12 protein-coding genes are annotated in these 12,178 nt (G+C 69.3%); 3 read left to right on the forward strand and 9 right to left on the reverse strand.

What is annotated here, in order from left to right:
* Positions 1 to 1,723: 2-oxoacid:acceptor oxidoreductase subunit alpha (locus RMN98_RS17840; protein ID WP_309650162.1), on the forward strand; the 1,723-nt coding region annotated here is incomplete at its 5' end.
* Complete coding sequence (locus tag RMN98_RS17845; RefSeq protein WP_397210070.1) at positions 1,720 to 2,823, forward strand: 2-oxoacid:ferredoxin oxidoreductase subunit beta; 1,104 nt, start codon at positions 1,720 to 1,722, stop codon at positions 2,821 to 2,823. The genes RMN98_RS17840 and RMN98_RS17845, both read left to right, overlap by 4 nt.
* A 77-nt stretch (positions 2,824 to 2,900) precedes the next feature.
* Here the strand turns inward: RMN98_RS17845 and RMN98_RS17850 are convergent, their stop codons facing one another.
* Positions 2,901 to 3,287: a hypothetical protein gene (locus RMN98_RS17850; protein ID WP_309650163.1), complete on the reverse strand. Its 387-nt coding sequence runs from the start codon at positions 3,285 to 3,287 to the stop codon at positions 2,901 to 2,903.
* Positions 3,288 to 3,351: 64 nt separating this feature from the next.
* Positions 3,352 to 3,738, reverse strand: a complete 387-nt coding sequence (locus RMN98_RS17855) for a hypothetical protein (RefSeq protein WP_309650164.1) — start codon at positions 3,736 to 3,738, stop codon at positions 3,352 to 3,354.
* A gap of 23 nt (positions 3,739 to 3,761) precedes the next feature.
* On the opposite strand from RMN98_RS17855, the gene rarD reads away from it, so the two are divergent.
* Positions 3,762 to 4,673 carry an EamA family transporter RarD gene (rarD, locus tag RMN98_RS17860; protein ID WP_309650165.1) on the forward strand — a complete coding sequence of 304 codons (912 nt, stop codon included), beginning with the start codon at positions 3,762 to 3,764 and terminating at the stop codon, positions 4,671 to 4,673.
* A gap of 6 nt (positions 4,674 to 4,679) precedes the next feature.
* Here rarD and RMN98_RS17865 read toward each other — a convergent pair whose 3' ends face one another.
* From RMN98_RS17865 to RMN98_RS17895, 7 genes are all read right to left on the reverse strand, one after another.
* Positions 4,680 to 5,693: a polyprenyl synthetase family protein gene (locus tag RMN98_RS17865; protein WP_397210075.1), complete on the reverse strand. Its 1,014-nt coding sequence runs from the start codon at positions 5,691 to 5,693 to the stop codon at positions 4,680 to 4,682.
* Positions 5,690 to 7,279: an NADH-quinone oxidoreductase subunit NuoN gene (gene nuoN, locus RMN98_RS17870; RefSeq protein WP_309650166.1), complete on the reverse strand. Its 1,590-nt coding sequence runs from the start codon at positions 7,277 to 7,279 to the stop codon at positions 5,690 to 5,692. Before nuoN ends, RMN98_RS17865 begins: the two co-directional genes overlap by 4 nt.
* On the reverse strand, positions 7,279 to 8,817 hold the full coding sequence (locus RMN98_RS17875) for an NADH-quinone oxidoreductase subunit M (protein ID WP_309650167.1): 1,539 nt from the start codon (positions 8,815 to 8,817) through the stop codon (positions 7,279 to 7,281). The genes nuoN and RMN98_RS17875 overlap by 1 nt, the downstream gene beginning before the upstream one ends.
* Positions 8,814 to 10,745: an NADH-quinone oxidoreductase subunit L gene (nuoL, locus tag RMN98_RS17880; RefSeq protein ID WP_309650168.1), complete on the reverse strand. Its 1,932-nt coding sequence runs from the start codon at positions 10,743 to 10,745 to the stop codon at positions 8,814 to 8,816. The genes RMN98_RS17875 and nuoL overlap by 4 nt, the downstream gene beginning before the upstream one ends.
* A gap of 16 nt (positions 10,746 to 10,761) precedes the next feature.
* A complete protein-coding gene (gene nuoK / locus RMN98_RS17885) occupies positions 10,762 to 11,055 on the reverse strand; it encodes an NADH-quinone oxidoreductase subunit NuoK (protein ID WP_309650169.1) in 294 nt (97 codons plus the stop codon).
* Positions 11,052 to 11,867 carry an NADH-quinone oxidoreductase subunit J gene (locus tag RMN98_RS17890; RefSeq protein WP_309650170.1) on the reverse strand — a complete coding sequence of 272 codons (816 nt, stop codon included), beginning with the start codon at positions 11,865 to 11,867 and terminating at the stop codon, positions 11,052 to 11,054. Before RMN98_RS17890 ends, nuoK begins: the two co-directional genes overlap by 4 nt.
* Positions 11,864 to 12,178 (reverse strand): 4Fe-4S binding protein (locus RMN98_RS17895; protein WP_309650171.1); only part of this gene is annotated, 315 nt, incomplete at its 5' end. The genes RMN98_RS17895 and RMN98_RS17890, both read right to left, overlap by 4 nt.

A 12,178-nucleotide genomic window follows, 5' to 3' on the forward strand; every position in this document is an offset into this window, starting at 1 on the left:
CGACGTGCTGGTCGCGATGAACCCCGCCGCACTGAAGGCCAACCTGGGTGACCTGCCCAAGGGCGCGCAGATCATCGTGGACACCCACGACTTCACCGCCCGCAACCTGACCAAGGCCGGCTACGACGCCAACCCCCTGGACTTCCTCGGCGACGCCAACGACTCCCTCGGCGAGTTCTCCGTCTTCCCCCTCGACCTGACCGGGATGACCGTCGAGGCCGTCAAGGAGTTCGGCCTGTCCCGCAAGGACGCCGCCCGGGCCAAGAACATGTTCGCCCTCGGGCTGCTGTCGTGGATGTACGGCCGCCCCACCGAGTCGACCACCGCGTTCCTGTCCAAGCGGTTCGCCAAGGTCCCCGACATCCGCGACGCCAACATCACCGCGTTCAAGTCCGGGTGGAACTTCGGGGAGACCACCGAGACGTTCGTGGTCCAGTACGAGATCAAGCCCGCCCCCATGGCGCCGGGCACCTACCGCAACATCACCGGCAACCTCGCCCTGTCCTACGGCCTCGTCGCCGCCGGTGTGCAGTCCGGGCTCCCGCTGTTCCTCGGGTCCTACCCGATCACCCCGGCCTCCGACATCCTCCACGAGCTGTCCAAGCACAAGTCCTTCGGCGTCACGACCTTCCAGGCCGAGGACGAGATCTCCGGGATCGGCTCCGCGATCGGAGCCTCCTTCGCCGGCCAGCTCGGCATCACCACCACCTCAGGCCCCGGGATCGCGCTCAAGGGCGAGTTCATCGGCCTGGCCGTCATGACCGAGCTCCCCCTCCTGGTCATCAACGTCCAGCGCGGTGGCCCCTCGACCGGACTGCCGACCAAGACCGAGCAGTCCGACCTCCTGCAGGCGATGTACGGCCGCAACGGCGAGGCCCCCGTGCCGATCGTCGCGCCGCAGTCGCCCGGCGACTGCTTCGACGCCGCCGTCGAGGCCGCCCGCATCGCCATCACCTACCGCACGCCGGTGATGCTGCTCTCCGACGGCTACCTCGCCAACGGCTCCGAGCCCTGGCGGATCCCCGACATCGACGAGCTGCCCCGCATCGACCCCGCCTTCGCCACCGAGCGCAACAAGACGGTGACCAAGAAGGGCAAGGTCACCGGCACCGAGCGGGCCGAGGACACCTCGACCGAGGAGTTCTGGCCCTACCTGCGCGACGAGGAGACCCTCGCGCGGCCCTGGGCCATTCCCGGCACCCCCGGCCTCGAGCACCGCATCGGCGGGCTCGAGAAGGGCGACGGCCACGGCAACATCTCCTACGACCCCGCCAACCACGACCTCATGGTCCGCACCCGCCAGGCCAAGGTCGACCGGATCGCCGACTCCCTGCCCCCGCTCGAGGTCGACGACCCCTCCGGCCAGGCCAAGGTCCTCGTCATCGGCTGGGGCTCGACCTACGGCCCCATCGGCGCCGGCTGCCGCCGCGTCCGCAAGGCCGGCTACCACGTCGCCCAGGTCCACCTGCGCCACCTCAACCCCTTCCCGAAGGACCTCGGCGAGATCCTCAAGCGCTACGACAAGGTCCTCGTCCCCGAGATGAACCTCGGCCAGCTCTCCCTGCTGCTGCGCGGCAAGTACCTCGTCGACGCCGTCGGCTACAACATGGTCCGAGGACTGCCTCTCAAGGCAGCCGACCTCGCCGACGCCATCGGCGCCCTGGTCGCCGATGCCGAGGGCATCACCGTCGACCTGACCCCCATCGCCGAGGAGGCGAAGTGAGCACGACCGAGAAGCTCCCGTTCCCCGGGCTGCGCTCCGGCGTCGACCTGGTCCCCACCAACGACCAGCCCCAGACCGGCAAGGAGTACACCTCCGACCAGGAGGTCCGCTGGTGCCCCGGCTGCGGCGACTATGCCGTCCTCAAGGCGGTCCAGGGCTTCCTGCCCCAGCTCGGCCTGCGCCGCGAGAACATCGTCTTCGTCTCCGGCATCGGCTGCTCCTCGAGGTTTCCCTACTACCTCGACACCTACGGCATGCACTCCATCCACGGACGCGCGCCCTCGATCGCGACCGGCATCGCAACGGCCCGCGAGGACCTGTCGGTGTGGGTCGTCACCGGCGACGGCGACGCGCTCTCCATCGGCGGCAACCACCTCATCCACGCCCTGCGCCGCAACGTCAACATGACGATCCTGCTGTTCAACAACCGCATCTACGGCCTGACCAAGGGCCAGTACTCCCCCACCTCCGAGGCCGGCAAGATCACCAAGTCGACCCCCATGGGCTCGGTCGACCACCCCTTCAACCCCGTCTCGCTGGCGCTCGGCGCCGAAGGGTCCTTCGTGGCCCGCACCATCGACTCCGACCGCAAGCACCTCACCGCCGTGCTCTCCGCGGCCGCCGCCCACCGCGGCACCTCGTTCGTCGAGATCTACCAGAACTGTCCGATCTTCAACGACGGTGCGTTCGACGCGATCAAGGACAACGACACCAAGGCCGACGCGATCATCCCCCTCGAGCACGGCGTGCCGATCACCTTCGGCACCCGCGACGAGGCCGGCCTGGGGGCCAAGGGACTGATCCGTGACAGCGAGACCGGCGGCGTCAAGGTCGTCATGACCGCCGATGTCTCCCCCGACGCGCTCCTGGTCCACGACGCCCACAACCCCGACCCGTCGACGGCGTTCGCGATCAGCCGCCTCACCGACTCGGGCTACCTCAACCAGTCACCGATCGGCATCTTCCGCCAGGTCGAGCGCCCGACCTACGACGACCAGACCCGCGCCCAGATCACCTCCGCCAAGGACGCCACCCCCGGCGAGGTCACCGACCGCCTCACCGCCCTCGTCAACGGCGGCGACACCTGGACCATCGTCTGACCGCTCGTGCGACACGCGCGTGCACGTGCAACGAGGGCCCTGCCATCCGGCAGGGCCCTCGTTGCGTGCGGACGTCGTTACTGGGCGACGATGCAGCCGACCGGACGGTAGGCCGGCTTGTACTGCGAGGTGCCCGGGACCAGGACGCGGTAGCAGGTGCCACGCGGGCCGTCGAAGTTGAAGAGGAACTTGCCGGTGGCCGTGGTCTTCTTCTGCGTCACGGGCTTGTAGGTGCACGTGTTGCACTTCTTCTTCTGCAGCTTCACGAACTTGTTCTTGTAGGTCGTGACCTGACCCTTGGCGAAGAACTTGCCGGTGTTGCCGTACTCGCCGGCCTTGAGGCCGATGATCTTGTGGGCCTGGCGCTTGGCCTCGACGTTGGCCGACGCGCTGCCGCCGAACGACAGCGCGACGAGCGCGAAGATGGCGAGGAACGAGGCGATGAGGCGGGCTGATGACCGCATGGGGATCTCCTAGTGATGGGGAACGACGCTCACTACCTATCCCCCACGACCCACCGCTAAACCGCTAGCGCCGACATGTCTCGCGCGCACACGCGAGCCACACCCGCCCCTCGGTCCTGTCGTGCGTCGCCGTCGCGGCGACGTAGCCCCGGTAGCGCCACGTGGGCTTCGGCGTCCGGGGGAAGTCGATGCGGATGCGGAAGCGTCCCTCGGTGTCGGTGCGCACCACCTCGTAAGGCTTCCACGCACAGGTCGCGCAGAGACGCCGCTGGTAGCGGACCAGGCGCTCCGAGGCATCGGGGGTCACGCGGCCGACCAGGTAGTTGCTGCCGTCGACCCGCCGGGCCTGCTCGGTGAAGGTCTGCGGCTGCGCCGCACCGGTGGGACCCACGAGCCCGAGCGTGAGGAGCATCGTCAGCCCGAGCACCGTTGCCGCCTGCCGAGTCGCCATGGACCGCAGCCTATGCTCGCCGGGTGCCGGAGTCGCGGAAGGGATTGCTGCTCGGCGCCTCGGCCTACCTGATGTGGGGACTCTTCCCCCTCTACTGGCCGCTGCTGGAGCCAGCGGGAGCCCTCGAGATCCTCGCCCACCGCGTCCTCTGGTCCTCGGTCACCATGGGTCTGCTGGTCCTCCTGCTGCGGCGTACGACGCAGCTGTGGGCGTTCCTGCGGAGCCCCCGCCTGCTCGCGCTCCTGGCCCTGTCGGCGGTGACGGTGACGTCCAACTGGGCGCTCTACATCTGGGGCGTCAACAACGGCCGGGTCGTCGAGACCTCGTTGGGCTACTTCATCAACCCCCTGGTCACGGTCCTCATGGGCGTCGTCCTGCTCGGCGAGCGCCTGCGCCGACCGCAGTGGGCGGCGATGGGGGTCGGGCTGCTCGCCGTGGTGGTGCTGACCCTCGACTACGGTCGGCTGCCCTGGCTGGCCCTGGCACTGGCCTTCTCGTTCGGCACCTACGGCCTCGCCAAGAAGACGGCCGACGTCGGGGCCATCGAGGGACTGGCGTTCGAGACCATGCTGATCGCGCCGCTCGCCCTGGCCTACGTCGGCTGGTTGGTCGCCACGAGCGCCTCCAGCTTCGGCACCGAGGGAGCCGGGCACGCGGCCCTCCTGGTCACGACCGGTCTCGTGACGGCGGTGCCCCTCATCTGCTTCGGAGCGGCGGCCACGCGGATCCCGATGGTGACGATCGGGTTGTTGCAGTACCTCGCGCCAGTGCTCCAGTTCGCCTTCGGGGTCCTCTACTTCGGCGAGGACATGCCGGCGGGCCGATGGGTGGGCTTCGCGCTCGTGTGGGTGGCCCTGACGATCTTCACGTGGGAGGCCTTGCGGCACCGCCGCCGCCAGCTGGCGCTCAGCGTGGCCGGCGCCACCGCGGCCTGAGGGCGCTCAGGCCGAGCGCACGGCCACGATGTCGGCGAAGGCCTCGAGCGCGCTGCGGACCGAGCCCTCGGGCAGCACCGCCAGGTGGCTCTTGGCCTCCTGCGCCTGGGCCACGACGTAGGCGCGGGCCTGCTCCATGGCGGGGTGCTTGCGCAGGAGGTCCAGCGCCTCGGCGTGGAGGGCGTCGTCGGCGAGGTCGGCGTCCAGCAGCTCGATCAGTCGCGCGTCGGCCGGGTCGGTCGAGGCGCGGGCCATCAGGCTGGGCAGGGTGGGCACGCCCTCCCGCAGGTCCGTGCCCGGGGTCTTGCCGGACTCTTCGGACTCGGAGGCGACGTCGAGGATGTCGTCGGAGAGCTGGAAGGCCGACCCGACGATCTCACCGTAGGCGGTCAACGCCTCCTCGACCTCGCGACTGGCGCCGCCGAAGCGGGCGCCGTAGCGCGCCGAGGTGGCGATGAGGGAACCGGTCTTGCCGGCCACCACGTCGAGGTAGTGCTGGAGCGGGTCGTCGCCCGGCCCCGGAGGAACCGTCTCGAGGATCTGCCCCTCGACCAGGCGCGTGAAGGTCTCGGCCTGGATGCGGACCGCGTCGGCCCCGAGGCGTGCGGTGAGCTCGGAGGACTTGGCGAAGAGGAAGTCCCCGGTGAGGATCGCCACGAGGTTGTCGAAGCGGGAGTTGGCCGAGTCGGCACCGCGGCGCAGGTCGGCCTCGTCCATGACGTCGTCGTGGTAGAGCGAGCCGACGTGGGTGATCTCCACGACGCAGGCCGCCGTCACGACCTCGTCGCTGTCGGGGTGCTCACCCGCCTCCGCGGCGAGCAGCACCAGCAGCGGTCGGAACCGCTTGCCCCCGGCGGAGAGCAGGTGACTCGCTGCCTCGGTGACGTAGGGCGCGCGGCTCTGGGCGTGCTCGAAGAGCGCTCCCTCGACGACGGCCATGCGCTCTCGCAGCCGGGCCGCCAGCCCCTCGTCGGTGACGGGCAGCGCCAGCTCTGCGGGACTGGGCGGGATCGAGCTCACCTGATGAATTGTCCTGCATGGGTCACCAGGTCGAGCACCGGGCCGGGCAGGACTCCGAGGAGGACGGTCGCGAGCACGCACACGCCCACCGTGACCGAGGTCAGCAGCGAGGGCGTGGTTACCGAGGCGACCTCACCGTCCGGCTCGGAGAAGAACATCAGGCGGATGTGGCGGATGTAGAAGTAGACCGCGATGATGCTCGACGCGATGGCGACCAGCACGACCGGCCAGGCTCCTGCCGACATCGCCACGGTGAACACCGCCCACTTGCCCACGAAGCCGGCGGTCAGCGGGATGCCGGCCATCGAGAGCAGGAAGAACGCGAAGGCGGCTGCGACCAACGGCGAGCGACGGCCCAGGCCGGCCCAGCGCGGGAAAGCCGTGGACTCGCCCCCGGAGTCGCGCACCATCGTGACGACGGCGAAGGCGCCGACGCTTGCGAAGCCGTAGGTCGTCAGGTAGAACAGCACGGCCTCGAGCGAGGTCACCTGGCCGATCGCGAGGTCGCTGGTCGCCTGCAGCCCGAGGACACCCGTGAGCAGGAAGCCCGTGTGCGCCACCGAGGAGTAGGCCAACATCCGCTTGACGTCGGTCTGGACGACCGCGAGCACCACGCCGATCAGCATCGTCAGGATCGCGACGACCCACATCATCGGCTGCCACGACCAGCGGTCGGACCCGAAGGCGACGTAGAAGAGGCGCAGCAGGGCGCCGAACGCGGCGACCTTGGTCGCAGCCGACATCCAGGCGGTGACGGCGGTGGGCGCACCCTGGTAGACGTCGGGCATCCACGACTGGAACGGCGCCGCGCCGACCTTGAACAGCAGGCCGACGGCCAGCATCCCCATGCCGATCAGCAGCAGCGCCTCGTTGTCGGCGTCGTTGCGGACCGCCTCGTTGATCGCGGCGAACTGCATGGAGCCGGCGAAGCCGTAGACCAGCGCCACACCGTAGAGGAAGAAGCCGGAGGAGAACGCGCCGAGCAGGAAGTACTTCAGCGCCGCCTCCTGGCTCAGCAGACGGCGACGACGCGCCAGGCCGCAGAGCAGGTAGAGCGGGAGCGAGAGCACCTCGAGCGCGACGAACATCGTCAGCAGGTCGTTGGAGGCGGGGAACAGCATCATGCCGCCCACCGCGAACATCATCAGGGGATAGACCTCGGTGTGGTCGAGGCCCTGGGTGGAGGCCTGACGCTCCGCCTCGGTGCCGGGAAGCGCGGCTGCCTGGCCCGCGAAGGCCGAGACCCCGCCCTCCAGCCGGCGCTCGGCGAAGAGCGCGACGCCGGCGATCGAGAAGACCAGGACCAGGCCCCAGAGATAGACGGTGGGGCCGTCGATGACCAGGGTGCCCTCGACGCCGAGGAGGCCGCGCGCGGCTCCGTCGCCGAGGGAGGTGAGGCCGGTGCCGACCAGGACGGTGCCAACGAGGGCGGCGACGAGACCCGTCAGGGCGAGGACGACCTGGACGAGGCGGCGATGCTCACGGGGCAGGAAGGCCTCCACGAGGACACCGGCCGCCGCGACGCCGAAGACGAGGAGCAGCGGCCAGAGCTCGGCGTACTCGATGGTGGGCTTGACGAAGTCCATCAGCCCTCGCCTCCTTCCGTGGCAGCGTGGTCAGGGACGGAACCGGCGGGCACGTCGGGTGGTGCGTCGCTGACACCGACGTAGGCCATCAGCGAGTCGATCGTCGGGTTGGCGACATCGAGCAACGGCATCGGGTAGAAGCCGAAGAGCACCAGCGCCAGCATCAGCGGGGCGATCGCGCCCAGCTCGCGCTTGCCGATGTCGGGGGTGCCCTCGACATCGGCGGGCGTCGCGCCGGTCATGACCCGCTGGTACATCCAGAGGACGTAGATGGCGGCCAGCACGATGCCGGTCACGGCGACCGCGCCGACGTACCAGTGGTAGTCGAAGGCCGACAGGAGCACGAGGAACTCGGAGACGAACGGGCTCAGGCCCGGCAGTCCGAGCGTCGCGAGACCGGCGACGAGGAAGAGGCCGGCGAGGATCGGCGTGGCCTTCTCGATGCCGGCCATCTCGCTGATCAGCGTCGTGCCCCGGCGGCGGATCAGGTAGCCCGCGAGCAGGAAGAGCGCAGCGGTGCCCAGCCCGTGGTTGACCATGTAGAGGATCGAGCCGGTGCCGCCCTGGCTGCTCAGCGCGAAGATGCCGAGGGTGATGAAGCCGAAGTGGCTGAGCGAGGTGAGGCCGATCAGGCGCAGGACGTCGTCCTGGCCGATCGCGATGAGGGCGCCGTAGACGATCGAGATGAGCGCCAGCACCATGACCAGGGGCGTGGCCCACTGCGAGGCCTCGGGAAAGATCCCGAGGCAGAAGCGCAGCATCCCGAAGGTGCCGATCTTGTCGAGGATGCAGACCAGCAGCACGCTGGTGCCCGGGGTGGCCTTCTCGGCGGTGTCGGCGAGCCAGGTGTGCACCGGGAAGAGCGGGGCCTTGATCGCGAAGGCGATGAAGAACCCGGCGAAGAGCCAGCGCTCGGCGTTCTGCGACATGTCGAGCTGCGAGAGGTCCGAGAGCAGGTAGGACGGCTCACCCTGCTGGGCGGAGACGACGTAGAGCCCGATGACCGAGGCCAGCAGGATCAACCCCCCGGCCAGCTGGAACATGAGGAACTTCACCGCGGCCCCGGCCCTGCCCTCACGACCGAACCCGCCGATGAGGAAGTAGGCCGGGATGAGGGTGGCCTCGAAGACGACGTAGAAGAGGAAGACGTCGGTGGCGCAGAACACCGCGAGCGACATGGCCTCGAGCGCGAGCGCCCAGGCGAAGAACGCCTTGGTGTCGCCGTCGTCGCCGTCGAACCAGCCCGCGACCATGACCACCGGGACGATCAGCACGGTCAGCAGGATCATCAGCAGCCCGAGGCCGTCGACGCCGAGGGCGTAGTTGACGCCGAACGCGTCGATCCAGGTGTGCTGCTCCTGGAGCTGCATGCCGCCGTCCACGTCGTACTGGACGGCGATGGCGACGCCGAGGGCGAGCGTGAGGAGGCCGAAGCCGATCGCGACCTGCTTGGTCAGTGCCGACGGTGCGAAGGCGACGACCAGCGCGCCGACGAGCGGGGTGAGGATCAGCAGGGTGAGCCAGGGGAACTCGTTCACGACAGGTTCACCGCCAGCAGCGCGAGGACGACCAGCAGGACGCCGGCGAGGACAGAGAGGGCATAGGAGCGCACGAAACCGTTCTGGATCTTCCGGAGCTGGCCACCGATCCCCGACACCGCCGAGGCGCCGCCGGTGAAGACGCCGTCGGCGCCGGATCGGTCGAAGGTGAGCAGGCCGCGCACGAGACGTCGGCCGGGGTTGACGACGACGGCCTCGTTGATCGCGTCGCCGTAGAGGTCGGCACGCGCAGCGCGGGTCGCGAAAGAGACGTCCTGGGGCGGCGTGAGCGCGATCTCGCGCTTGCCGACCAGGAACCAGGCGGTGGCGACACCGGCGGCTGCCGTGAGGGTCGCGAGGACGGTGACCGCCAGGACCGGGATCGGGGGCTCGTGGTGCTCACCCTCGCCGACCACCGGGACGAGCCAGTCGACGATCCAGTCGCCGAGCAGCAGGACACCGCCGAGGACCGAGAGCGCGGCGAGCACGACCAACGGGATGGTCATGGTGGCCGGCGACTCGTGCGGGTGCACATCGGCCTTCCAGCGCTTCTCGGTGAAGAAGGTCATCAGCATCAGTCGGGTCATGTAGAAGCCCGTGACACCGGCGCCCACGAGCGCGGCGATGCCGACGAAGACGTTCTCGGCGAGCGCCGTCTCGATGAGCTTGTCCTTGGACCAGAAGCCGGAGAAGCCGGGGAAGCCGATGATCGCGAGGTAACCCATGGCGAACGTCAGGAACGTCACCGGCATCGCGTGACGCACGGCGCCGTAGCGACGCATGTCGACGTCGTCGTTCATGCCGTGCATGACCGACCCGGCGCCGAGGAACATGTTGGCCTTGAAGAAGCCGTGGGTGAGCAGGTGGAAGATCGCGAAGGCGTAGCCCACCCCGCCCAGGCCCGCACCCAGCATCATGTAGCCGATCTGGCTCATGGTGGAGCCGGCGAGCGCCTTCTTGATGTCGTCCTTGGCGCACCCGAGCACCGCGCCCCACAGGAGCGTCACGACCGCGACGACCACGACCGTGGTCTGGGCGACGGGGGCGAGCTCGAAGATGAAGTTGGAGCGCACCACGAGGTAGACCCCGGCCGTGACCATGGTGGCCGCGTGGATCAGCGCCGACACCGGGGTCGGGCCCTCCATGGCGTCGAGCAGCCACGCCTGCAGCGGGACCTGGGCGGACTTGCCGCAGGCACCGAGCAGGAGGAGCAGCCCCACGGCGTTGAGGGTGCTCTCGGTGGCTCCGGAGGAGGCGGCACTGATGCCGGAGAAGCTCGTGGTGCCGAAGGTGACGAACATCAGGAAGATCGCCAGCGCCAGCCCCGTGTCACCGACCCGGTTCATGACGAAGGCCTTCTTGGCGGCAGCCGCAGCACTGGGCTTGTGCTGCCAGAAGCCGATCAGCAGGTAGGACGCCAGACCGACGCCCTCCCAGCCGAGGAAGAGGCCGACGTAGTTCTCCGAGAGGATCAGCATCAGCATCGCTGCCACGAAGAGGTTGAGGTAGGCGAAGAACCGGCGGCGGCGGGGGTCGTGCTCCATGTAGCCGATGGAGTAGACGTGGATCAGCGTGCCCACCCCGGTGATCAGCAGCAGGAACAGCGCCGACAGCGGGTCGTAGAGCAGGTCCATGCCGACGTCGAGGCCGCCGACCTGGATCCAGTCGTAGAGGTGCTGGCCGACCTGGCGCTCCTCCTCGCCGCGCCCGAGCAGCGTGAGGAACATCAGCAGGCTCAGGACGAAGGACCCGAGCGCGGTGGCGGTGCCGAGCAGGTGGCCCCAGCGGTCGGTGCGACGACCACCGAGCAGGAGGATCACGGCGCCGAGGAGCGGCAGTCCGATGACCAGCCACATCAGGGAGAAGACCCCGTCGGCCTGCGAGGGGTCGACCACCGGGACGTGGACGGACTCTGTCAATGCGTACATCTGGTTGTGGGGCCTCTCAGAGCTTCAGCAGGCTGGCGTCATCGACCGAGGCCGAGCGGCGGGTCCGGAAGATGGACATGATGATCGCGAGCCCGACCACGACCTCGGCGGCAGCGACGACCATGACGAAGAAGGCGGCGATCTGCCCGTCGAGGTTGCCGTGCTGCTTGGCGAAGGTCACGAGCGCCAGGTTGGAGGCGTTGAGCATCAGCTCGACGCACATGAAGACGACGATGGCGTTGCGTCGGGTCAGCACACCGACGCAGCCGATGGTGAACAGGATCGCCGAGAGGACGACGTACTCATTCATGAGCGGCCTCCCTCGGGCTGGTCGTCGGCCTGGTCGTCGCGCTCGGCGGCAGGCGGTTCGGTCTCGCCGGCCAGCGAGCGCTGGACGCCCTCGATGTCGGTGGCGAGCGCCGGGGCGGACCGTACCGTGCCGCGGGCGGCGAGCACGCGCGAGATGGAGGCAGCGGACGCCGTGCCGTCGGGGAGCAGCGCCGGGGTGTCGACCGCGTTGTGGCGGGCGAACACACCGGGGGCGGGCAGCGGCCCGAGGTGCAGACCTTTGTCGGCGTAGTCGCGAACGCGCTGGGCGGCCGTCTCGGCCTGGCCGGCCTTGGGCGTGAGTCGCTCACGGTGGGCCAGGACCATCGCGCCCACGGCCGCGGTGATCAGCAGCGCACTGGTGGTCTCGAAGGCGAAGACGTAGCGGGAGAAGAGGATGTTGGCGAGGGCCTGGATGTTGCCCTCGCCGTTGGCCTCGTCGAGGCCGACGGCAGTGCCGAGCGTGATCTGTCCCAGGCCGATGACCAGCACCAGTCCGAGCAGCAGTCCGCCGACGGCGGCCATGACGCGCTGTCCGCGGATGGTCTCGACGACCGAGTCGGAGGCGTCGACGCCGACCAGCATCAGCACGAAGAGGAAGAGCATCAAGATGGCGCCGGTGTAGACGATGATCTGCACCGCGAAGAGGAACGGCGCCTCGAGCACGGCGTAGAGGATGGCGAGGCTGATCATCACGACCGCCAGGAGCAGGGCGGCGTGCACCGCCTTGCGCACGAAGAGGATGCCGAGGGCGGCGAGGACCATCACGGGAGCCAGCACCCAGAACGCGATCACGACGTGACCTCGTCGCTGGACGACGTGGCGACGCCCGCGCCGGGGGCGGGGGCGGCGAACTCGCCTCGGTAGTAGGTCTCGGCGTCGTCGCCGAGGAGCATCGCGTGCGGCGGCTGCTCCATGCCCGGCAGCAGCGGGGCGAGGAGGTCGCTCTTCTCGTAGATCAGGTCGGCCCGGTTGGTGTCCGCCAGCTCGTACTCGTTGGTCATCGTCAGGGCGCGCGTGGGGCACGCCTCGATGCACAGTCCGCAGAGGATGCAGCGCAGGTAGTTGATCTGGTAGACGCGGCCGTAGCGCTCGCCGGGGCTGAA

The sequence above is a fragment of the Nocardioides sp. genome, assembly GCF_031397825.1.
Classification (GTDB): domain Bacteria; phylum Actinomycetota; class Actinomycetes; order Propionibacteriales; family Nocardioidaceae; genus Nocardioides.

Bases quoted from the DNA above. Each gene is read 5' to 3' on its own strand.
- RMN98_RS17850 (WP_309650163.1), bottom strand. From the start codon at position 3,287: ATGCGGTCATCAGCCCGCCTCATCGCCTCGTTCCTCGCCATCTTCGCG.
- RMN98_RS17855 (WP_309650164.1), bottom strand. From the start codon at position 3,738: ATGGCGACTCGGCAGGCGGCAACGGTGCTCGGGCTGACGATGCTCCTC.
- nuoN (WP_309650166.1), bottom strand. From the start codon at position 7,279: ATGGACTTCGTCAAGCCCACCATCGAGTACGCCGAGCTCTGGCCGCTG.
- nuoL (WP_309650168.1), bottom strand. From the start codon at position 10,745: ATGTACGCATTGACAGAGTCCGTCCACGTCCCGGTGGTCGACCCCTCG.
- nuoK (WP_309650169.1), bottom strand. From the start codon at position 11,055: ATGAATGAGTACGTCGTCCTCTCGGCGATCCTGTTCACCATCGGCTGC.